General features: G+C 72.5%; 20 protein-coding genes. 9 read left to right on the forward strand and 11 right to left on the reverse strand.

Features of this window, described 5'->3' with window-relative positions; translation table 11 throughout:
* Positions 1–8: 8 nt before the first annotated feature.
* The 6 genes from LRS07_RS14335 to LRS07_RS14360 all read right to left on the reverse strand — a co-directional run bounded on the left by LRS07_RS14335 (position 9) and on the right by LRS07_RS14360 (position 6,778).
* Positions 9–839: a Kelch repeat-containing protein gene (locus LRS07_RS14335; protein WP_260498683.1), complete on the reverse strand. Its 831-nt coding sequence runs from the start codon at positions 837–839 to the stop codon at positions 9–11.
* A gap of 305 nt (positions 840–1,144) precedes the next feature.
* On the reverse strand, positions 1,145–2,143 hold the full coding sequence (locus LRS07_RS14340; RefSeq protein ID WP_260498684.1) for a tripartite tricarboxylate transporter substrate binding protein: 999 nt from the start codon (positions 2,141–2,143) through the stop codon (positions 1,145–1,147).
* Positions 2,144–2,285: 142 nt separating this feature from the next.
* The gene (gene pcl / locus LRS07_RS14345; protein ID WP_260498685.1) at positions 2,286–3,503 is read right to left on the reverse strand and encodes a 4-coumarate--CoA ligase; all 1,218 of its coding nucleotides are present in this window, start codon (positions 3,501–3,503) and stop codon (positions 2,286–2,288) included.
* 8 nt (positions 3,504–3,511) lie between these two features.
* On the reverse strand, positions 3,512–3,901 hold the full coding sequence (pyp, locus tag LRS07_RS14350; protein WP_260498686.1) for a photoactive yellow protein: 390 nt from the start codon (positions 3,899–3,901) through the stop codon (positions 3,512–3,514).
* A gap of 148 nt (positions 3,902–4,049) precedes the next feature.
* Positions 4,050–5,783 carry a thiamine pyrophosphate-requiring protein gene (locus LRS07_RS14355; protein WP_260498687.1) on the reverse strand — a complete coding sequence of 578 codons (1,734 nt, stop codon included), beginning with the start codon at positions 5,781–5,783 and terminating at the stop codon, positions 4,050–4,052.
* Between the two features lie 8 nt (positions 5,784–5,791).
* Complete coding sequence (locus LRS07_RS14360; RefSeq protein ID WP_260498688.1) at positions 5,792–6,778, reverse strand: Bug family tripartite tricarboxylate transporter substrate binding protein; 987 nt, start codon at positions 6,776–6,778, stop codon at positions 5,792–5,794.
* Positions 6,779–7,061: 283 nt separating this feature from the next.
* Here LRS07_RS14360 and LRS07_RS14365 point away from each other — a divergent pair, with 283 nt between their 5' ends.
* Positions 7,062–8,033, forward strand: a complete 972-nt coding sequence (locus LRS07_RS14365; protein ID WP_260498689.1) for a Bug family tripartite tricarboxylate transporter substrate binding protein — start codon at positions 7,062–7,064, stop codon at positions 8,031–8,033.
* Positions 8,034–8,072: 39 nt separating this feature from the next.
* Here LRS07_RS14365 and LRS07_RS14370 read toward each other — a convergent pair whose 3' ends face one another.
* The 3 genes from LRS07_RS14370 to LRS07_RS14380 all read right to left on the reverse strand — a co-directional run bounded on the left by LRS07_RS14370 (position 8,073) and on the right by LRS07_RS14380 (position 11,042).
* Complete coding sequence (locus tag LRS07_RS14370; protein ID WP_260498690.1) at positions 8,073–8,813, reverse strand: maleate cis-trans isomerase family protein; 741 nt, start codon at positions 8,811–8,813, stop codon at positions 8,073–8,075.
* Positions 8,814–8,828: 15 nt separating this feature from the next.
* On the reverse strand, positions 8,829–10,028 hold the full coding sequence (locus LRS07_RS14375; protein WP_260498691.1) for an FAD-dependent oxidoreductase: 1,200 nt from the start codon (positions 10,026–10,028) through the stop codon (positions 8,829–8,831).
* A gap of 87 nt (positions 10,029–10,115) precedes the next feature.
* Positions 10,116–11,042 carry a LysR family transcriptional regulator gene (locus LRS07_RS14380; protein WP_260498692.1) on the reverse strand — a complete coding sequence of 309 codons (927 nt, stop codon included), beginning with the start codon at positions 11,040–11,042 and terminating at the stop codon, positions 10,116–10,118.
* A gap of 95 nt (positions 11,043–11,137) precedes the next feature.
* Here LRS07_RS14380 and LRS07_RS14385 point away from each other — a divergent pair, with 95 nt between their 5' ends.
* The 4 genes from LRS07_RS14385 to LRS07_RS14400 are packed head-to-tail and all read left to right on the forward strand — an operon-like array spanning position 11,138 to position 14,592.
* Entirely contained in the window at positions 11,138–11,815 is a 678-nt protein-coding gene (locus tag LRS07_RS14385; RefSeq protein ID WP_260498693.1) for a GntR family transcriptional regulator, read from the forward strand.
* Positions 11,805–12,443 (forward strand): isochorismatase family protein, encoded by a 639-nt coding sequence (locus tag LRS07_RS14390; protein ID WP_260498694.1) that lies wholly within the window; start codon positions 11,805–11,807, stop codon positions 12,441–12,443. Before LRS07_RS14385 ends, LRS07_RS14390 begins: the two co-directional genes overlap by 11 nt.
* Before the next feature lie 17 nt (positions 12,444–12,460).
* A complete protein-coding gene (locus LRS07_RS14395) occupies positions 12,461–13,657 on the forward strand; it encodes a CaiB/BaiF CoA transferase family protein (protein ID WP_260498695.1) in 1,197 nt (398 codons plus the stop codon).
* 20 nt (positions 13,658–13,677) lie between these two features.
* Complete coding sequence (locus LRS07_RS14400) at positions 13,678–14,592, forward strand: hydroxymethylglutaryl-CoA lyase (protein ID WP_260498696.1); 915 nt, start codon at positions 13,678–13,680, stop codon at positions 14,590–14,592.
* Positions 14,593–14,623: 31 nt separating this feature from the next.
* Here the strand turns inward: LRS07_RS14400 and LRS07_RS14405 are convergent, their stop codons facing one another.
* A complete protein-coding gene (locus LRS07_RS14405) occupies positions 14,624–15,580 on the reverse strand; it encodes a PdxA family dehydrogenase (protein ID WP_260498697.1) in 957 nt (318 codons plus the stop codon).
* 10 nt (positions 15,581–15,590) lie between these two features.
* Positions 15,591–16,349, reverse strand: a complete 759-nt coding sequence (locus LRS07_RS14410) for an IclR family transcriptional regulator domain-containing protein (RefSeq protein WP_260498698.1) — start codon at positions 16,347–16,349, stop codon at positions 15,591–15,593.
* Positions 16,350–16,520: 171 nt separating this feature from the next.
* Here LRS07_RS14410 and LRS07_RS14415 point away from each other — a divergent pair, with 171 nt between their 5' ends.
* From LRS07_RS14415 to LRS07_RS14430, 4 genes are read left to right on the forward strand one after another with little or no spacing between them, the layout of a single operon-like run.
* Entirely contained in the window at positions 16,521–17,498 is a 978-nt protein-coding gene (locus LRS07_RS14415) for a Bug family tripartite tricarboxylate transporter substrate binding protein (RefSeq protein WP_260498699.1), read from the forward strand.
* A gap of 48 nt (positions 17,499–17,546) precedes the next feature.
* Positions 17,547–18,800, forward strand: coding sequence for an aromatic ring-hydroxylating dioxygenase subunit alpha (locus LRS07_RS14420; RefSeq protein WP_260498700.1), 1,254 nt, complete (start codon positions 17,547–17,549; stop codon positions 18,798–18,800).
* Positions 18,801–18,811: 11 nt separating this feature from the next.
* Entirely contained in the window at positions 18,812–19,288 is a 477-nt protein-coding gene (locus LRS07_RS14425; protein WP_260498701.1) for an aromatic-ring-hydroxylating dioxygenase subunit beta, read from the forward strand.
* Positions 19,285–20,349 carry a 2Fe-2S iron-sulfur cluster-binding protein gene (locus LRS07_RS14430; protein ID WP_260498702.1) on the forward strand — a complete coding sequence of 355 codons (1,065 nt, stop codon included), beginning with the start codon at positions 19,285–19,287 and terminating at the stop codon, positions 20,347–20,349. The genes LRS07_RS14425 and LRS07_RS14430 overlap by 4 nt, the downstream gene beginning before the upstream one ends.
* The last annotated feature ends 17 nt before the right edge of the window (positions 20,350–20,366 follow it).

A 20,366-nucleotide genomic window follows, 5' to 3' on the forward strand; every position in this document is an offset into this window, starting at 1 on the left:
GTGGCGGCTCAGCCCAGCGTGAACGACTCGTTGATCGCGCTCTTCACGCCGCCGCCCATCTGCGGCCCGCCGCCGGCGACGATGACCTCATCGCCCACCACCACCGCGCCCATGCCGTGGCGCGGGGTCAGCATCGGCGCATGCGCCTCCCAGCGGTCGGCCACCGGGTCCCAGGCCTCGTTCTGGCCGAAGACGCGGTTGGTACCCTCCCCGCCCATGACGAACACCTTGCCGCGGTAGAGCACGCAGCCGTGGCCGCTGCGCGGCGTCGGCATGGGGGTGCGGAAGTCCCAGCGGTCGGCCTGCGCGTCGTAGCGGTGGTGCAGGCTGCTGTTGGTGTGGAAGGAATCGACCCGGCCGCCGATGACGTGCAGCGCGTCGTTGACGATCACGATCCCGGTGTGGTCGCGCGCCACCGGCAGCGGCTGGCGGCGTTCGTAGCGGTCGGTGGCGGGGTCGTAGACCAGGTGCCAGTCGATGGAGCGGCGCCAGTCGCTGCCGATGGCGCCGCCGATCAGGTGCACCTTGCCGGCCAGGCCGATGCAGGCGATCGCGCCGCAGGCCTCGGGCAGTCGGCGCAGGCGGTTCCAGCGGCTGCCGTCGAAGGCAAAGGCCTCGTCGTGCGGCGTGCGGTTCTGTTCGATGAAACCGCCGAAGGCGTAGAGCCGGTCGCCGAGGGTGGCCACGCCGACGTGGTTGGCGCCGCGCGGCAGCTGTGGCAGCTCCTCCCAGCGGTCGCTGGCCGGGTCGTAGGCGTGGTGGTAGGGCTTGTCCACCCGCTGCTCGGCGTAGCCGCCGACCAGGTGCACCCGGTTGCGGTAGGCCACCGCCCAGGCCATCTCGGTGCGCGGGATGGGCAGCGGCGCGCGGGCCGCCAGGCCCCGGGCCGGGCCGCCGCCGGTGCCGGGCTGTCGGTGACCGCCTGCTGCGCATGGATCGCCGGCAGATCGATGCGGCCGGGCTGGGCCAGCCGCTCGAACTGGCCAGTGTGGTGGCCATGCTGGTGTCCCTGCTGGGCCCGCAGCAGCGCGGGGGCGGCGAGCGCAGCGGCGGCGCCGAGGACGAGGTGGCGGCGATGGGGCATGGCGGTCCTGCGTGGCGCGCCCTCCACGGGCGCGGGGCCGACTCTAGCGCCGGGACCGGGTCAGTCGGGCACGACCTTGGCCCGCTGGATCACCGCGGCCCACTTGCGCGTCTCGGCATCGATGAAGTTGTTGAAGTCGGCCGGGCCGCTGCCCACCGGCACCGTGCCCATGGCCTCCAGCCGCTGGCGCATCTCCTCGGTCTGCACGATGCGGCCGACCTCGTCGGCCACGCGCTGCACGACCTCCTTCGGCGTGGCGGCCGGCGCCAGCAGGCCGGCCCAGGTGCTGCCGGTGAAGTCCTTGAAGCCCTGCTCGACGAAGGTGGGCACGTCGGGCAGCACGGCCAGCCGCTTGTCGGCGGCAACGCCGATCAGCCGCACGCGGCCGGCGCGGCCGGGCTGGATCAGCCCCTGCGCCGCGTCGAGGAAGAGCTGGATCTGCCCGCCCACGAGGTCGGCCAGCGCCGCCGCCGCGCCGCGGTAGGGGATGTGGACCATGAAGGTGTTGGTCTGCGCCTTCAGCAGTTCGGTGGTCAGGTGCGCGGCCGAGCCGTTGCCCGACGAGCCGAAGCTGACCTTGCCCGGGTTGGCCTTGGCATACGCGACCAGCTCCTTCGCGTTCTTGAACGGCGCGTCGTTGTTCACCGCCGCCACCAGCGGCGACAGGCCGACCAGCGACACGCCGGTGAGGTCCCGCCTCGGGTCGTACGGCAGCTTGGGGTACAGCGTGGTGTTGGCCGCATAGGCCGCGATCACCATGGCGAAGGTGCTGCCGTCGGGCGCCGCCTTGGCCACCTGGTCGACGCCGAGGATGCTGTTGGCGCCGGGCCGGTTGTCGACGTTGACCGGCACGCCCAGGCGCTGCTGCAGCTGCTGCGCCACCAGGCGGGCGGTGACGTCGGTGAAGCCGCCCGGGCCGTAGGGCACGACGATGCGCAGCGGCCGCCCTCCGGGCCAGGCGCCGGTCTGGGCGACGGCGGGCAGGCCGAGGCTGGCGGCGGCCGCGGTCAGCAGCAGCGATCGGCGCGAGGAACGGGCGGTGTCGGGACAGCGGCGCATGCGGAGGCTCCTGCAGGTTCGGGTCGCCCTCGAAGGGCGGGCCGGCAGTCTAGGCAGCGCGGGCCACCGTGCCGCTCGGGTCCCACCCGCGACGGCCTGTCGCCCACCGGACAGCGCGCCCGCAGCGCGGAACGTCGGCGGATCAGACCACCGGTTCGGCGGCCACCGGCCAGTCGCAGGCCTTGCCCTGGGCGTTGACCGGCAGCGCGGTCCCGATGCGGCAGGCACGCGGTTGCGCCGGCGCCGGCAGGTGGGCGGCGGCCCACCGAAGCAGGCGTTCCGCCAGGCCGTCAGGCTGGGCACCGGCCGACGGCACGACGAAGGCCTTGAGCCGTCCGCCCTCCTCCGGCGTCATCAGCCGCACCGCGGCGTCGGCCACCTCAGGGTGGCGGCACAGCACCGCCCGCACCTGCTCGGGAAAGACGTTGTGCCCGGCCACCTGCACCGCGGCGTCGTGGCGGCCGCGCAGCTCGAAGCGGTCGACGGCCGTCCAGTGCAGCCGGTCCTGCAGCGCGACGGGCGACGTGCCGCCGTCCGCATGGCGACGGTGCAGCGAGCCGCCATCCGCCCCGGGCGACCAGAACGGCATCAGCCTGAAGGGCGCGCCGGGGGCGTCGCGCCAACCGATGCCGGCGGTCTCGGAGCTGCCGTAGACCTGCAGCAGGCGCGACAGCCCCTGCTCGAGCAACGAGGTGGCCAGTGCGTCCGGGCACGGCGCGGTGGAGCTGACGCCGACCACGCCGGCCGCGAACGCCGCGCCATGGCGCGACAGCAGCGCCCAGTGCGCCGGGTGGCTCACCACCAGGTCGCCCGGCCGCAGCGTCTTGGCGAAGCCCTGCGGTGTGAGCGCGCGGCCGTCCACCACCGGCACGCCGCCCAAGGCCTGGGGCAGCAGCACGGTGAAGAGGAAGCCGTAGATGTGGTGCGAGGGCACCGCGCTGACCACCCGGTTCACCGCCCCGAGCAGGCCGGCGGTGTGGGCCACCTCCTGCTGCAGGTCGGCCAGGCGGTGGGTGCAGGGCTTGCGCGGGCCGGTGCTGCCCGAGGTGCGGAAGCTGAGCTGCGCATCGGCCACCGCGAGCGCACGGCGCACCAGCTGCAGCCAGCCGCCGACGTCCTGCTGCGCCAGCAGCAGGTCCTCCAGGCCGCTCTCGTGCAGGTGCAGCGCCTCGGTCAGCGCGCCGGCCACCGACAGCCGCTCCAGCGAGTCCAGGCCCAGCCCGTCCTCGTCCAACCGCAGCGTCGGTGCCCAGGGGCCGGCGGACAACGCCGGCAGGCCGGGCCGCAGCGCACCCACCTCGTCGCGCACCAGGTCGCCCACCACACGCGCCAGCGCGTGGTCGTCGGCATGCCAGCGCATGGCGGCCCTCAGACGCGCTTGACGAAGATCCAGTACGAGCCGCCGTTGATGGCGCGCTTCATGTGCACCTTCACCCGGGTGGCCTTCATCTGATGGTCGAAGACGTACTCGAACAGCGTGTTCAGGTTGTCCTCGCGCACGCCCTTGTCGAACACGCCCTTGAACTGCGGCCGGTTGGTGCAGGGCGCGATGTCGGTGAAGAAGTTCTTGCCGATCATCGCCTTCGGGTCCCGGCCGGTGATGGCGCCCTCGGTGGCGTTGTACCGCAGCACCTTGCCCGTCCGGTCGACCTCGACGGCGCCGAAGGCGAGCTTGTTGAGGTCGGCCTCATTCAAACGGGCCAGCACGTTCTCGATGTCGGCCTTGCCGAAGGCGACGGTGTCCAGAGTCGAAATCATGGAGAGCTCCCTGCGTGGATGGATCGGACGGCGGCCCGCGGCGAACGCGGGTCGCCGGGGCCTGTATCGGCGCCCATCCCCCCATGCATTGAGTACGCTCAATGAAGTCTCCGGCAGAGTGTGCGAAAGCGCACGCCCCGCCGCCCGCTCAGCGGCCGATGACGTTGAGCAGCGCCGGCTGGCCGTCGGCCACCCGCTGGAGCGCGCGCTGCAGCGCCGGCAGCAGGTCTTCGCGCCGCTCGACGCGCTCGCCGTGGCCGCCGGAGGCGCGCGCGTAGAGCTCGAAGTCGGGCACCGGCTTCAGCGACGAGAGCGGCGCCGCCTGCCGTTCCTGCACCGACCGGGCCGAATGCGCGCCGGGGTACAGGCCGGTGGCCGCGGCCTGCACGCCTTCCCAACCCTCGTTGTTGTAGACCAGCGTGAGCACCGGCAGCCCGTGCATCGCCATCGCCTGGTGGCAGGCCGCGGGGTTGGCGAAGAGGTAGGCGCCATCGCCCTGCACCGCGATCACCGTGCGCTCGGGCGCCGCCTGCTTGGCGCCGAGCGCCGCCGGCAACCCCCAGCCCAGCCCGCCGGACGACGGCAGCTGGAAGAAGGTGCCCGGCTCGTCCAGCTGGAGCGCCTCGCGCAGCGCCGAGTACTCGTTGACGACGATGGCGCCGGGGGGACGCACCGCGTCCAGGCAGCGGGTGAAGAAGCGCTTGGTGATGGCGCCGCCGGCCCGTTCGTCCTCGGCCAGCCGCGCCGACACGGCGGCGCGCGCCTGCACGCCCACCGCTTCGCCCCACGCCCTTCGGCGGGCAGCGTGCGCGTCGCCGCCGGCCTCGTGCAGCGCCCCGATCAGGGCCTTCAACAGGCCGACCGGGTTGCCCGGCAGCGTGAGGTCGCTGCGGAAGCTGCGCATCGGATAGCGCGTGAACAGCGGGTCGCTGCCCGCGTGGGCGACGAACGCCTCGTCCCGGGGCGCCACCACGGAGGGGATCCACGGCACGTCGCATTCGAGGAAGAGCAGCGCGTCGGCCTGGGGCAGCACCCGGCCGAGTTCGTGGCCCAGGTGCAGCGGGTGGCGGCTCGGGAAGTTCAGGTAGCGCGGGCGGCCCTCGCAGACCCCGATGCCGAAGCGGTCGGCCAGTTCGACCAGCAGCGGCACCGTGCGCGGGTCGGCACCGCTGCTGACGCAGACGATGGCCGGCCGCTCGGCGGCCAGCAGCGCCCGCGCCAGCCGCATCACGCCCTGGGAATCGGCCTGCGCGGCGGTGGTGGCGGCCGGCGCGCCGCCCAGCCGGCACTCGGTCATCGGCTGGGCCAGCACCTCGCGCGGCAGGGTCAGGTAGACCGGGCCGCGCGGCTCGGCCATCGCCACCGAGAGCGCGCGGTCCACCACCTGGTCGACGTGCAGGGCGTCGCGCAGTTCGTAGTCCCACTTGACCAGCTCGCGCACCATGGCGCCCTGGTAGAACATCTCCTGCGCCCAGTGCACCTCGTGGGTCCGGGAGCCCAGCCGCCCCTGCTCGTAGAGCGGCGTGCGGCCGGCGGTGAAGAGCATGGGCACCTGCGCCCGCGCGGCGTTGATGAGGCCGCACACCGCATTGGCCGCGCCGACGCTCACGTGGAGCATCACGGCCTGCGGCCGGCGCGCCACCATGTAGAAGCCGTGCGCCATGCCGACGGCCAGGTTCTCGTGCACCGCGACGATGGGCTTCGGGAAGTCCAGGCCGGCGCGTTCAGCGCGGGCGTAGGCCTCGATCACCGGGGCGGTGTCGGTGCCCGCGCCGACGTAGAGGTGGTCGATGCCGCGGTCCTTGAGCAGGGCCAGGTAGGCCTCGGCCACCGACTCGGTGGCGATGGTGGTGGCGACGCGGGGGTTCAGCGGAAGGTTCATGGCGTCGCTCAATCGGCCGTCACGTTGGCGCTGTCGATGACCTGCTTCCATTTCGCGGACTCGTCGCGGATGAAGCTGGCCGCGGTCGCCGGCGTGCCGCCGACGGGCTCGGCGCCCAGGCCGTTGAACAGGCGCACCAGCTCCGGCTGGCGCAGCGCCTCGGCGATGTCGCGGGCCATGGCGTCGGCCACGGCCGTCGGCGTGCCGGCCGGCGCCACCAGCCCGACCCAGGTGCCGGACTCGAAGTCGGCCAGCCCCGCCTCGGCCATCGTCGGCACGTCGGGCAGCGTCGGCAGTCGCTGGCGCGTGGCCGATGCCAGGATGTGGACGCGCCGCGCGGTGTGGAAGGGCAGCGTGGTGGTCAGGTTGTCGAACATCAGGTCGATCTTGCCGCCGATCATGTCGTTCAGCGCCGGGCCCGAGCCGCGGTAGGGCACGTGGACCATGTCGATGGCCGCACGGTTCTGGAAGAGCACGCCGGTGAGGTGCGAGGTCGAGCCGTTGCCCTGCGAGGCGAAGCTGAGCTTGCCCGGCTGGGACCGCCCCAGGGCGACCAGCTCGGCCAGGCTGCGCGCCGGCACATGCGGACCGACCACCAGCACGTTGGGCATGTTGGCGATGACGGTCACCGGCACGAAGCGCCTCGGGTCGTAGGCCAGCGTCTTGTACAGGTGGTGGTTGATGGCCAGCGGCCCGGGCGGCGCGCACAGCAGGCTGTGGCCGTCGGGCTCGCTGCGCGCGAACAGCGAGGCGCCGATGTTGCCGCCGGCGCCGGGCTTGTTGTCGACCAGCACCTGCTGCTGCCAGCGGCCGGACAGGCGCTCGGCCAGCAGGCGCATCACCGAGTCGGTGGTGCCGCCGGCGGGAAAGGGAATGGTCACCCGCACCGGGCGGGCGGGCTGCCAGGCGGCGGACTGCGCCCATGCCGCGCCGAGTGGCGCCAGCCCGAGGGCCGGCAGGCCGGCGATCAGCCGGCGTCGCGTGAGTCGTTGCATGCCTGTCTCCTGAGCCGGCCCGTCAGCGGGCGGTCGCGACCCGAAGGCGCGGCCGGCCGCGCGAGCCTGTGCGGCCCATTCTGGGAAGCAGGAGAGCGCCGGGTCAACGCGGCCGGGCGACAAGTCCGCAATGCGCACGCCCGTGCCGCGGCCCGCGCCATGAGGAAGAGGTGATCGGTGGAGAAGAATGTTTTATGCGACCGCGCACCGGCCTGACTTCCATAATCGATTCACGCCGGGCTGCCGTCATGCTGGGTGAAGCTGGAAACGATTGAAGGCTCGAATGCAACGTCGCACCCTCCTGTCGCTCGCCGGCGCGGTCCCGCTGGCCGCTCGGTCCCCGTGGGCCCTGGCCGACACCTACCCCTCGCGGCCGGTGCGCCTGGTGGTGCCCGCCGCCGGCGGCAGCGGCGACCTCTTCGCACGGGCGATCGCCCAGCGGCTCGAGCAGTTGATGGGACAGACCTTCCTTGTCGAGCAGAAGCCCGGTGCCGGCACCAACATCGGCAATGCGTTCGTGGCCAAGGCGGCGCCGGACGGCTACACCCTGCTGATCAACGGCCTGCCGCTGGCCACGAACCCGGCCCTCTATGACAACCTGACCTACAGCCCGACACGCGACCTGGCGCCCATCATCCAGGTCGCGGACATCGCCAACGTGGTGACGGTGCACCCGGGCCTGGCCATCCAGTCGATGAAGGAACTGGTGCAGGCCGCGAAGGCGGAGCCGCGCAAGTTCAACTACGGCACACCGGGCATCGGCAGCTCGGGCCACCTCTCCGCCGAGCTGCTGGCGGTGAAGACCGGCGCCCTGCTCACCCACGTGCCGTACCAGGGCAACGCGCAGGCGACCAACGACCACCTGTCCGGCGTGCTGCAGGTGGGCTTCGTCAACATGCCGGTGGCCCTGCAGTTCGTGCGCAGCAACCGGCTGCGGGCGCTGGCCGTGACGAGCGCCCGCCGCTCCGCCCTGCTGCCCGACGTGCCGACGGTGGCCGAAGCGCTGGGCATCCCCGACTACGAGCTGTCGGGCTGGTTCGGCATCTTCGCGCCGGCGCGAACGCCGCCGGACATCCTCGGCCGGCTGGAGCGGGAGCTTGCCAAGCTCCTGGCCGACCCGGCGATGATGGAGGTGATCCGCGGCGCCGGTGGCGAACCGGTCGGCGGCACCGCGGCACAGCTCGAAGCCCGGGTGCGGCGCGACGCCGAGCGCCTGACCGAGGTCATTCGCGTCTCCGGCGCGAAGGCGCAGTAGCCGTCGCTTCCGCGGCGCGCGCGGCGGCGAGGGCTGCCCTCAGTGGTGGCTCAGCAAGGAGCCGAAGCCCTCGCGGCGGTCCCCGATGCCCATCGCCCGCAACCCGTGCCAGTAGGTGGCGGTGTTGATGGCGAGCACCGGCTTGCCGAGGAAGAGCTCGGCCGCCGCGGCCAGCCGCACCATGGACAGGTTGGTGCCGACCTGCACGATCGCGTCGACGTCGTCGCCGTCGAGCTCCCGGATCGCCTGCCGGCACATGGCGTCGGTGGTGTGCGCGATCTGCACCGGGCTCGGCCGCCGCAGGCAGACGTCGCGCACGACGATGAAGCCGCAGTCCTCGAAGAACCGGCGCACCTGCGCGTTGGCCACCGGGAAGTATGGCGACATGAACGCGATGCGTCGGACCCGATGGACGTTGAGCGCCGCCTCCATCGCGAACGAGCCGCAGGACACGCCCACGCCGGCGCGTTCGCGCATCATGGCCAGGTACCGTTCGGCGCCGGCCCTGCCGTCCCAGAAGGTGGCCGCCGACATGCCCATCACCAGGTAGTCGATCTCGCAGCTGCGCAGCACGTCCACCGCCTGCAGGGTGTTGTCCTGGATCAGGCCGACCAGCCGCACGAAGTCCTCGTCGCTGTGGACCGGCACGTCCGGGATGACGATGCGGCTGTAGTGGTTGGTGACGCCCACCGGGCGCATGTCGTCGAAGTCCGGCTGGACGATGGTGTTCGTCGACGGGCCGAGGGCGCCGAGCTTGGCGCGGAAGCCGAGGTGGTCCATGGTGGTCGAGGGCCTTCAGGCGATGCCGTCGGCGCGGGCCAGCGCGTCGAGCATCGAGGTCTTGCGCAGGTAGGCGCGGGACGCCGCGGGGTCCGCGGCGATGGCCCGCAGCTCGTCGTGGTGGCGCGCCCGCGTCGCCGGGTCGCGTTCCTCGATGTTCTTCTTGTTGCGCTGCGTGTCCGCGTTGACGTACTCGATGGCGACGGTGCGGCGCTGCCGCTCGTAGCGGTCGAGCAGCGCGGCGTCGGCACCGCCCTGCACCACCTCGATGAGCTTGGCCGACAGGTTGAAGGCGTCGTGCACGCCGCCATTCATCCCCATGCCGCCCAGCGGATTGTTGATGTGGGCCGCGTCGCCGGCGAGCAGCACCCGGCCCTTGCGGAACTGGCGCGCGATGCGCTGGTGCACCTTGTAGAGGGTGCGGTGCACCACCTCGTAGGGCCGCGGCTGCGCCAGCAGGCCCTGCAGTCGCCGCTCGATGGTCAGGCCCGACATCACCTCCTCGTCGGTCTCCTGCGGCGGCGTCGGGAAGAGCACCCGCCACAGCCCCGGCACGCGCAGCAGCACGCACCATTCGTCGGGGTCGGAGATGTAGTTGACCCAGGACAGCCGCGGCAGGTGCAACTCGAAGGGGAACGCCGTCGACACCACCAGGAAGCGCTCGGGGTAGGTGAAGCCCTCGAACTCGATGCCCAGCGACTGCCGCACGGCGCTCCAGGCGCCGTCGGCCCCGATCAGCCAGTCGCCCTGGAAGCGGGTGGCCTCGCCCTGCACCGTGGCGGTGACGACGACGTGGTCGGCCCCCTGCTCGACCCCGTCCACCGTGGCGTCGGCCACCAGCCGGGCGTGCGGCAGCGCCGACAGCGCCTCGCGCAGCAGCCGGGCCAGCTTCCATTGTTCGCACTGCAGGCGGTACGGGTGCCGCGTCTGGCCTTCCAGTAACGCCATGTCGAACTCGGCGATCACGCCCTCGCGCCGGTCACGCTGCTGGGTGTGGCGGGCGATCAGGCCCTGGGCCTTCAGCCGTTCGGGGATGTCGCCGAACTGCTCGAGCAGGTCCAGCGTCGGCGGGTGGAAGGTGGAGGCCCGCAGGTCCTGCACCAGGTCAGCGGCGCGCTCCAGCACGGTGACCGGGATGCCGGCGCGCGCCAGCGCCAGGGCGCTGACCAGGCCGGCCGGTCCGGCGCCGGCGATGAGGACACTCGGTGGTTTCATCGTGAGGGGCGATGCGGCGTTGACCGATTCTGGACCGCAGACAACGCCACGCCGGCGCGGCCCCCATGGAACTTGGCAATGCCGTCATCACGCAGTCGGCATGTCTGCCTGTGCGGCTGCGCGCAACCCGTCGAGGAAGGCGCCGTGCAGGGGCGTCGGCACCGCGTCGCGGCGGTGGATGACGCTCACCGAGCCCTCGCGCAGGTTCGGCAGTGGCAGCGGCACCAGCTGCCCCAGCCGCCGGAAGTAGGCCATCGGCCGGCTCGACATCGGCGCCACCATCTCGGTGGTCTGCAGCAGCGACACGATGACCAGCGCCGAGCCGGATTCGACGCGGTAGCGCGGGTTGTCCTGGCCGGCCAGCGCCAGCTCATGGTCCAGCTCACGACGGATGGGGCTGGTGGGCGGCGGCGCCACCCACGGGTAGGCCATGACCTCGGGCCAGCCGACCTCACGCCGGTCGGCCAGCGGGTGCCGCGGGCCGACGACCACCGAGATGTGCTCCGGGTACAGCCGCTCGAGGCGCAGGCGGGGCTCGAGCCGCGCCTGCTCGGTGCGCGTGATGACGAAGTCGACGCGGCCTTCCAGCAGCTGCGCCAGCAGCACGTCCACCCGGTCCTCCATCAAGCGCAGAAACGCGTCCGGGAACTGCCGGGCCACATGGGCGGCCGCCTGCGGCACGACGCCGGCGGACACGCTGGGCGTGGTGCCCACGACGAGGTTGCCGGTGGCGCCCTGGGACAGCAGCGCGATGGTGGTGCGCGTGCGGTCCAGCTCGCCGATGATGGCCCGCGCATGCTGGACCAGCGCGTCGCAATGGGCGGTGGGCTGCAGCCCCCGCGCCTCGCGGCGGAACAGCTTGACGCCCAGGTCGTTCTCCAGGTCGGCCAGCCACTTCGACAGGCCGGGCTGGGTCAGCCCCATCCGGCTGGCCGTCCGGCTGATGTTGCGGTGCTCGTGCACCGCCACCAGCAGGTAGAGCTGGCGCATCCGCAGCCGTTCGGTCCATTCCATGAGCGCTCCAGAATTGTCGACAAAACCAGCGGCAGATCCTGACATCGCCCAGGGAAGCCGTGGTGAAACGACCCTCGATTGTGTACATTCAAGCGATGACGCCCGAGCCGACCGCCGCGCCGGAGACCGCCGCCGCCCGCATCTACACGGCGGTCAAGGAGCAGATCATCGCCGGCCACTACCCCGCCGGCGCGCGCATCACCGAGCAGCAGCTGGCGGCCTCCTTCGACAGCTCGCGCACGCCGGTGCGCGAGGCGATGCGCCAGCTGGTGGCCGACGGCTTCGTGCTGTTCAAGCCGAACAGCGGCAGCACGGTGCGCCGCTGGTCCGAGCAGGAGGTGCGCGAGATCTTCGAGACGCGCGCGCTCATCGAAAGCGAGATCGCCGCCCTGGCCGCGGCCCGCGCCACCGCCGCGCAGGTCGATGCGCTGGCGCGCCTGCAGGACGGCATCGAGGCCTGCGGACCGCCCCGGGAGCGGGCGGCGACCGCACACCCGCTGGGGCGGCTGAACCGCGAGTTCCACCAGATCGTCGCGCAGGCCGCCGGCAACGAGCGGCTGGTGCTGACGCTGGCCAAGGCGATGGAGGTGCCGATCGTGCAGCAGACCTTCCGCCGCTACACCGCGGCCGAGCTGGCGCGCAGCTTCGGCCACCACCGCGAATTGATCGACGCGCTGCGCAGCCGCGACCCGGCCTGGGCGCGCAGCGTGATGAGCAGCCACATCCACGCCGCCAAGCACGCGTGGCTCGCAGGAGAAGACCATGGCCGATAGGGCCGACGACCATTCGCTGCACGCCAGCTACGGGCAGGGTGCCTTCGGCGCCAGCCTGGGCTTCGGCCGGCGGCAGGCACTGCTGATGATCGACTTCGCCCAGGCCTACTTCGAGGCAAGGTCGCCGCTGTTCGCAGGCTGCCCGCAGGCGGCCGAGCGGGCGGCTGACCTGCTGGCCTGGGCCCGCCGGCGGGCGCTGCTGGTCTGCCACACGCGGGTGACCTACCGGGCCGACGGCCTTGACGGCGGCGTCTTCTTCCGCAAGGTGCCGGCGCTGCGGGTGTTCTGCGAAGGCGATCCGCTGGGCGACGTCGTGCCGGCGCTGGCGCCGACGCCCGCCGAGCCGATGCTGACCAAGCAGTACGCCAGCGCATTCTTCGGCACGTCGCTGGCGAGCCTGCTGCACGCGCAGGGTGTCGACTGCGTGCTGATCGCCGGCATGAGCACCAGCGGCTGCGTGCGCGCCAGCGCGGTCGACGCGATGCAGCACGGCTTCATCCCGGTCGTCGTCGGCGACGCCTGCGGCGACCGGCACCCGGCACCGCACGAGGCCAACCTCTTCGACCTGAACGCCAAGTACGCCGACGTGCTGACGCTGTCACAGCTGCAGTCGGCGCTGCCCGCCTGACCCTTCGCGACATCGCCATGGCCCTCGAACACATCACCGTCCTCGACCTCACGCACATGCTGTCGGGGCCCTACGGCACCATGCTGCTGACCGACCTCGGCGCCCGCACCATCAAGGTCGAGCCACCCGTCGGCGGCGAAGGCACCCGCCGGCTGCTGGAACACGACCCCGACCACTCGCGCGGCGGCATGGGCGCCTACTTCCTGACGCTCAACCGCAACAAGCAGAGCGTGTGCATCGACCTGAAGTCGCCGCGGGGGCGCGAGGTGTTCCTCGACCTGGTGCGACAGGCCGACGTGGTGTTCGACAACTTCAGCGTCGGCGTGCCGCGGCGGCTGGGCATCCACCACGAGGCCCTGGCGGCGGTGAACCCGCGCATCGTCACCTGCTCGGTCACCGGCTTCGGCGAGACCGGCCCCGATGTCGACCGGCCGGCGTTCGACCAGGTGGTGCAGGCCATGGGCGGCGGGATGTCGATCACCGGCTCGCCCGAGACCGGCCCGATGCGCAGCGGCATCCCGATCGGCGACCTGGGCGGCGGGCTCTTCGGCGCCGTCGGCGTGCTGGCGGCCCTGGTGGAACGCGAGCGCACCGGACGCGGCCAGCACGTCGACATCTCGATGCTGGACGCGCAGGTCTCGCTGCTCAACTACATGGCCACGATGCACTTCCTGTCGGGCCAGGTGCCGCAGGGCATCGGCAACGGCCACTTCGTCCACGTGCCGTACAACAGCTATCCGACGGCCGACGGCCATGTCATCGTCGCATGCATCGGCGACGCGTTCTTCGAGCGCTTCGTCGAGTGCATGGACATCGCCGAGCTGCGCGACCCGGCGCTGAAGCAGCAGCCGGTGCGCTTCGCGGCCAAGGCGCGCATCGACGCGCTCATTGCGCAGCGCATGCGCCGGCGCACCACCGCCGAATGGCTGGCGCAGCTGCGCGAGGCCCGCATTCCCTGCGGGCCGGTCAACAACTTCGCCCAGGCGCTGAACGACGACCAGGTGCGCGCGCGCGACATGGTGGTCGAGGTGCCGCTGCACACCGGTGACACCGTGCGCATGCCGGGCAACCCGGTCAAGCTGTCGGCCGCCCGGCCCACCGAGTGGCGCGCCCCGCCCCAGCTGGGCGAGCACACCGACCGCGTGCTGGCCGACCTGGCGGGCTACCCCGCCGACCGCATCGCGGCGCTGCGCAGCGCCGGCGCGGTCGGCTGACCCTGGCAAGGGACCGGACCATGGAACGACTGCACGTCACCGACGTCGCGCCACGCGACGGCCTGCAGAACCAGTCGGTGCCCGTCGGCACCGACGGCAAGCTGCAACTGATCGAACGCCTGGCGGCGGCGGGCGTGGCCAGCGTCGAGGTCACCAGCTTCGTCTCGCCCAAGGCGGTGCCGCAGATGGCCGATGCCGGTGACCTGCTGCCGCTCGTGCAGCAGCGCCTGCCCGCGCTGCGCACCTCGGTGCTCGTGCCCAACTTGACCGGGCTGCAGCGCGCAAGGGCGGCGGGTGCCCGGGAGATCGCGGTGGTGCTGTCCGCCACCGAGACGATGAACCGCAAGAACATCAACATGGGCCTCGAGCAGGCGGCCGAGGTCAGCGAGCAGACGGTGCAGGCCGCGCTGGCGGCCGGGCTGCGCGCGCGGGCCTACGTCGCGGTGGCCTTCGAATGCCCCTTCGAGGGCGAGACGCCGCTGGACCGGGTGGTGGCGCTGGCCCGGCGCATGGCCGCGGCGGGCGCACAGGAAATCGTGATCGCCGACACCATCGGCGCGGCGTCGCCGGCCATGGTGCGCGACCGCCTCGGCGCGCTGCGCCAGGCCGTCGCGGCCGAGCGGCTGGCCATCCACCTGCACGACACGCGCGGCATGGCCGTGGCCAATGCCTGGGCCGCCGTGGAAGCCGGCGTGCGCCGTTTCGACGCCAGCGTCGGCGGCATCGGCGGCTGCCCCTTCGCACCCGGCGCCGCCGGCAACCTGGCCACCGAAGACCTGGTGCTGCTGGCCCACCGCTGCGGCTTCGAGACCGGGATCGACCTCGACGCGCTGCTGGACGCCGTCGACCATGCGCAGGCGCTGCTGCAGCGGCCGCTGGGCGGTCGTTCCAGCGCCTGGCTGCGCGGGCAACGCGCGAAGCGCCAGCCCGCCTGACGCCGACTCTCGCAGGCGCGCCGGCGCGAGCCTAGGCCGGCCCGGCCACCGAAGTCCAGCCCAGCAACGCCAGCGAGCGCAGCAGCGCATCGGGCCGCGCCAGGTTGCGCCCGGCGATGTCCATCGCGCTGCCGTGCGCCACGCTGGCCACCAGCACGTCGCCGCCGACCGACAGCGCGCTGGCCGCCTGCGGCGCCAGCAGCTTGATCGGGATGTGGCCCTGGTCGTGGAACATCGCCACGTACAGGTCATGCGCCCTGGCGGCCAGCAGCACGTCGCCGCCGGTGGGGCCGTCGACGGCCAGGCCCTCGGCGCGCAGGCGGTCGGCGGCCGGCATGGTGACCCGCGCGTCGTCGTCGCCGAAGAGGCCGCCCTCCGACGCATGCGGGTTGAGACCGAACAGCGCGATGCGGGGCGCCGGCACCCCCAGCCGCGTGCAGGCCATCGCCCCGGCCCGGGCGGCGCGTTCGACCAGCGCCGGCGTCAGGCGGGCCAGCGCCTGCGCCACGCTCTCGTGCAGCGTGGCGTGCACGATGCGCAGGCCGCCCCCCACCAGCAGCACGAACACCGAGTCCGGCGGCAGGCCGCACACCCGCTCCACCAGCGAGGCATAACCGGTGAAGGCGATGCCGGCCTGGTGGATGGCGGTCTCGTGGTGGGGCGCCGCCACCACGGCGTCGAAGTGCCCGGCCTGCACCGCCGCGATGGCCGCACTGGCCGAGGCCACCGCACTGGCGCCGGCCTCGGCAGACACCTGGCCCGGCCGGTGGGCGGCGCGCGGCAGGCCGCCGGCGTCGTGCACCGGCAGGCCGTCCAGCACCGACGACAGTCCGATGGCCGCCGCCGTGTCGTGCAGCACGTGGGCCGGGCCGAAGACCGCCAGCGTGCCGTCGCTGCGGCGGGCCGGCGGCAGCGCGGCCAGCGCCTTGAGCACGAGCTCGGGGCCGATGCCGTTGGGGTCGCCGGTGGCGATGGCGATGCGGTTCATGGGATGGCCTTCACAGCAAGGTGCAGAGGTCGCGGGCGCCTTCGAGCAGCGGCGGCAGCAGCCGCTCGACCATCTCGTCCATGCCCATCTGCGCGGCCTGCACGCTGACCGTCATCGCCACCTCCGAGCGGCCGCTGGCGTTGGGCACCGGCACGGCCAGCGAGCGCAGGCCGAGCTCGTACTCCTGGTCGCTGAGCGCGTAGCCGCGCTCGCGGGCGTCGCGCACCGCGGCGACGATGGCGTCGACGTCGACGAGGGTGTGCGGGGTGAAGGGCGTGAGGTCGGTGTGGCCCAGCAGCATGCGCACCTCGACGTCGGTCTTCTGCGCCAGCAGCACGCGGCCGGTGGACAGGCAGAACGCCGGCAGCCGGGTGCCGACGCCCACGGTCGGCGAGAACACCCGGCGGCTGTGCGAGCGGGCGAGGAACACCACGGCGGTCTCGTCGAGCACCGCGATGGAGGCGGTCTCGTTCGTCTTCAGCGACACGGTGTCGAGCACCGGCTGCGACTTGCGCGGCAGCGGCGCCGCCGACAGCAGGCCGTAGCCCAGCCGCAGCACCCGCAGGTCGAGCGAGAAGTGCTTGCCGTCGTAGTCGGCATAACCGAGGTGGGCCAGCGTGAGCAGGTAGCGCCGGGCCGCCGCACGGGTGAGCCCCGTGCGCGCGGCCACCTCGGTCAGCGTCAGCCGCGAATGGGCGCTGTCGAAGGCCTCGATGACGGCAAGGCCGGTCTGCAGCGAGGCCACGAAGTCGCGTCGCGCCAGCTTCACCGTGGCGCCCCCTCACCCCTTGCCGAAGTACGCATTGCGAACATGGGCGCGCTGTGCATTGACCCTCCCACACACTGGTCCCCACACTACCAGCACCAAGCGGGCATCGACGCCGCAACGTACCGAGTGCGCAATGCGCACCGACCCGACGAACACCGAACGGAGACCACCATGCCACGACGCCGCTTCACCCTGCCCTGCGCCCTGGCGTGGGCCCTGCTGGCCGGCGCCGGCCCGGCGCTCGCGCAGGCCGCCTTCCCCAACAAGCCGGTGCGCATCATCGTGCCCTTCCCGGCGGGCGGCACGGCGGACGCCATCCCGCGCATCGTCTCGGAGAGGCTCAGCGCGATGTGGGGCCAGCCGGTGGTGATCGACAACCGGCCCGGGGCCGGCGGCAACGTCGGCGCCGAGCTGGCCTTCCGCGCGGAGCCCGACGGCTACACCCTGCTGGCCAGCCCGCCCGGACCGCTGGCCGTCAACGCCAGCCTCTACAAGAAGCTGACCTACGACGTCACCAAGTTCATGCCCGTGTCGCTGCTGGCCACCATGCCGAACGTGCTGGCGGTGCGCAGCAACCTGCCGGCGCAGGACGTGCAGCAGCTCATCGCGATGGCGCAGAAGGAACCGGGCAAGGTGACCTTCGCCACACAGGGCAACGGCACCACCTCCCACCTCACCGGCGCGCTGTTCCAGCAGCGCACCAACACCTCGCTGGTGCACGTGCCGTACAAGGGCACCGCCCCGGCGCTGACCGACCTGGCCGGCGGGCAGGTCGACATGATGTTCGACAACATCTCCTCCACCCTCGGCCAGTACAAGGCCGGGCGGGTGAAGGTGCTGGCGGTGGCCACCGCCAAGCGCCTGCCCAGCATTCCCGAGGTGCCGACGATGGAGGAAGCCGGCGTGCGCGACTTCCGCACCGGCACCTGGGTGGCGGTGGTGGCGCCCCCCAACACGCCGGCCGCGATCACCGCCGCCATCAGCAAGGCGATGGCCGAGGTGGTGAAGACGCAGGAGGTGCAGAAGCGCTTCGCCGACCTGGGCGGCGAAGGCGTCGGCGGCACGCCGGCGGAACTGGCCACCTTCCTCGCCGCCGAGTCGGCCCGCTGGCGCGAGGTCGTGCAGCGCGCCAACGTCAGCGTCGACTGACCGGCACGGCGCCCTCGCCTCTCCTCTTCTTCTTCGCAGCACGCCACCATGAACGACGTCGCCACCCCGGCCGCGCCCGGCCGCACCTGGCCGGACGAGGGCCTGACCCGCATCCCCTACTGGGTCTACACCGACGAGGCGCTGCGCCGCCAGGAGCAGCAGCGCCTCTACCAGGGCGAGACCTGGAACTACCTCTGCCTCGAAGCCGACCTGGCGCAGACCGGCGACTACGTCAGCACCTTCGTCGGCGAGACGCCGGTGGTGGCGGTGCGCGCGGAGGACGGCGAGCTCTACGCCTTCGAGAACCGCTGCGCCCACCGCGGCGCGCTGATCGCGCTGGAGAACGCCGGCCGCACCGACCAGTTCACCTGCGTCTACCACGCCTGGTCCTACGACCTGCAGGGCACGCTCAAGGGCGTGGCCTTCGAGCAGGGCGTGGCCGGCAAGGGCGGCATGCCGCCGGGCTTCGACAAGCCGGCGCACTCGCCGCGCAAGCTGCGCGTGGCCACCACCTGCGGGCTGGTCTTCGGCAGCTTCTCGGACGACGTGCCCGACCTCGAGGACTACATCGGCGAGGCGGTGCTCGGCCGCATCCGCCGCATCCTCGGCAAGGGCGAGATCGAGGTGCTGGGCCGCTTCACGCAGAAGCTGCCCAACAACTGGAAGCTGTACTTCGAGAACGTCAAGGACAGCTACCACGCCAGCCTGCTGCACCTGTTCCTCACCACCTTCGACGTCAACCGGCTGACGCAGAAGGGCGGGCTGATCGTCAGCGAGGACGGCGGCAACCACGTCAGCTATTCGATGGTGATCCCCGACGAGCGGCACGGCAGCGAGTACCGCGACCAGGGCATCCGGTCGGAGAACCAGGACTACACCCTGCACGACACCAGCTTCCTGCAGGGCACCGACGAGATCGGCGACGGCATCACGCTGCAGATCCTCTCGGTGTTCCCGGGCTTCGTGCTCGGCCAGGTGTGGAACAGCTTCGTCGTGCGGCAGGTGCTGCCCAAGGGCGTCGACGAGACGGAGCTGCACTGGACCTACTTCGGCTTCAGGGAGGACACGCCCGAGCAGCGCACCGCGCGGCTGAAGCAGCTCAACCTGGTCGGCCCGGCGGGCCTGGTGTCGATGGAGGACGGCTGCGTCGGCGGCTTCGTGCAGCGCGGCATCGCCACCGCCGAGGACGAGCGGGCGGTGGTGCAGATGGGCGGCGACGCCACGTCGTCCAGCGACACCCGCGCCACCGAGGCGTCGGTGCGCGGCTTCTGGAAGGCGTACCGCCGCCACATGGGCCTGTGAGGAACGATCCCGTGAAGACCCTTGAACTGCACCTCGCCGTCTCGCTGCTGCAGGCGCGTTATGCCCAGGCGATCGACGACGACCGGCTCGAAGACTGGCCCGGCTTCTTCACCGAGGACTGCTTCTACAGCATCACCTCGCACGAGAACCACGTGCGCGGCCTGGCCGCCGGCATCGTCTGGTGCGACAACCAGGGCATGTTGAAGGACCGCGTCTCCGGCCTGCGCGAGGCCAACATCTACGAACGCCACCGCTACCGCCACGTGCTGTCGATGCCGGCCACCGTGCAGCCCGAGGGCGACCGGGTGCGCGCGCAGACGCCGTTCGCCGTCTACCGCATCACCCGCAACCGGCCGAGCGAGCTGTTCGTCACCGGCTGCTACCACGACGAGTACCGCATCACCGGCGAGGACGACCTGAAGATCGCGCGACGGGTGGTGGTCTGCGACAGCTCGGTGTTCGACACGCTGCTGGCGATCCCGTTGTGAGCACGGGGACGCGCCACCGCGTCCAGGTGGCCGACGGGCCGGGCTTCGACTGCGGCGAGGCCGAGTTCGTCCTCACCGCCGCCGAGCATGCGGGCTGGAGCCTGCCGGCGTCCTGCCGCGCCGGCATCTGCGGCACCTGCGAAGGCGCCGTGCGCGACGGCGCCTTCGTGCTGCAAGGCGCCCACGGCAAGGGCGAGGGCGACGTGCTGCACGGTCCGCTGCCGGAGGTCAAGCTGTGCCGGGTCAAGCCGCGCTCGGACCTGCTCCTCGCGCCGCGCGGCGCGGTGCAGCGGCTGGACCCCGCCGCCGCCGAGCCCATCCCCGCCAAGCTGCTGAAGGTGGAGCACCCCTGCCCGGAGGTGGCGGTGCTCAAGCTGCGCTTCCCGGCGGGCAAGCGGGTGAAGTTCAAGGCCGGCCAGTACCTGAAGGTGCTGCTCGACGACGGCCAGGAGCGCTGCTTCTCGATGGCCAATCCGCCGCAGGTCAGCGACGCGGTGGAGCTGCACGTCGGCCGCGTGGACGGCGGCCGCTTCTCCGACCTCGCGTTCAACGCACCCGAGGCCGGCGGCCTGAAGCCGGGCGACACCGTGCGGCTTCGACTGCCGCTGGGCGACTTCCATCTGCGCGAGGCGTCGCACGAGGACGGCGAGCGACCCATCGTGCTGGTCGCCGGCGGCACCGGCTTCGCGCCCATCCAGTCGATCGTCGAAGACCTGCTCAAGCGGCGGTCGACGCGGCCGGTGCACCTGTTCGTCGGCGCCCGTCGGCCGGCCGGGCTGTACCGCGACGCGCTGGCCCGGCGCTGGGCCGAGGCCGCGCCCTGGCTGCGCTACACGCCGTCGCTGTCGCGGCCCGAGGCCGGGGACGGCTGGACCGGCGCGATCGGCCGCCTGCCGGAGGTGGTGACCGCAACACTGCCCGACCTCGCCGGCCACGAGGTCTACGCCTGCGGCTCGCCCGACATGGTCGCCGCCGCGCGCGAGCGCTTCCTGGCACACGGCCTGGCCGCCGACAACTTCCACTGCGACGCCTTCGCGCCGTCGACCGAACAGGCCGGCTAGCATCCATCCGACATGGA

It is taken from the genome of Aquabacterium sp. J223, from assembly GCF_024666615.1.
Taxonomy (GTDB): Bacteria; Pseudomonadota; Gammaproteobacteria; order Burkholderiales; family Burkholderiaceae_C; genus J223.

Bases quoted from the DNA above. Each gene is read 5' to 3' on its own strand.
- LRS07_RS14395 (WP_260498695.1), top strand. From the start codon at position 12,461: ATGGCCCTCGAACACATCACCGTCCTCGACCTCACGCACATGCTGTCG.
- LRS07_RS14420 (WP_260498700.1), top strand. From the start codon at position 17,547: ATGAACGACGTCGCCACCCCGGCCGCGCCCGGCCGCACCTGGCCGGAC.
- LRS07_RS14380 (WP_260498692.1), bottom strand. From the start codon at position 11,042: ATGGAATGGACCGAACGGCTGCGGATGCGCCAGCTCTACCTGCTGGTG.
- LRS07_RS14360 (WP_260498688.1), bottom strand. From the start codon at position 6,778: ATGCAACGACTCACGCGACGCCGGCTGATCGCCGGCCTGCCGGCCCTC.
- LRS07_RS14375 (WP_260498691.1), bottom strand. From the start codon at position 10,028: ATGAAACCACCGAGTGTCCTCATCGCCGGCGCCGGACCGGCCGGCCTG.
- LRS07_RS14390 (WP_260498694.1), top strand. From the start codon at position 11,805: ATGGCCGATAGGGCCGACGACCATTCGCTGCACGCCAGCTACGGGCAG.
- pyp (WP_260498686.1), bottom strand. From the start codon at position 3,901: ATGATTTCGACTCTGGACACCGTCGCCTTCGGCAAGGCCGACATCGAG.
- LRS07_RS14355 (WP_260498687.1), bottom strand. From the start codon at position 5,783: ATGAACCTTCCGCTGAACCCCCGCGTCGCCACCACCATCGCCACCGAG.
- pcl (WP_260498685.1), bottom strand. From the start codon at position 3,503: ATGCGCTGGCATGCCGACGACCACGCGCTGGCGCGTGTGGTGGGCGAC.
- LRS07_RS14415 (WP_260498699.1), top strand. From the start codon at position 16,521: ATGCCACGACGCCGCTTCACCCTGCCCTGCGCCCTGGCGTGGGCCCTG.
- LRS07_RS14365 (WP_260498689.1), top strand. From the start codon at position 7,062: ATGCAACGTCGCACCCTCCTGTCGCTCGCCGGCGCGGTCCCGCTGGCC.
- LRS07_RS14370 (WP_260498690.1), bottom strand. From the start codon at position 8,813: ATGGACCACCTCGGCTTCCGCGCCAAGCTCGGCGCCCTCGGCCCGTCG.
- LRS07_RS14400 (WP_260498696.1), top strand. From the start codon at position 13,678: ATGGAACGACTGCACGTCACCGACGTCGCGCCACGCGACGGCCTGCAG.
- LRS07_RS14385 (WP_260498693.1), top strand. From the start codon at position 11,138: ATGACGCCCGAGCCGACCGCCGCGCCGGAGACCGCCGCCGCCCGCATC.
- LRS07_RS14405 (WP_260498697.1), bottom strand. From the start codon at position 15,580: ATGAACCGCATCGCCATCGCCACCGGCGACCCCAACGGCATCGGCCCC.
- LRS07_RS14335 (WP_260498683.1), bottom strand. From the start codon at position 839: ATGGCCTGGGCGGTGGCCTACCGCAACCGGGTGCACCTGGTCGGCGGC.
- LRS07_RS14340 (WP_260498684.1), bottom strand. From the start codon at position 2,143: ATGCGCCGCTGTCCCGACACCGCCCGTTCCTCGCGCCGATCGCTGCTG.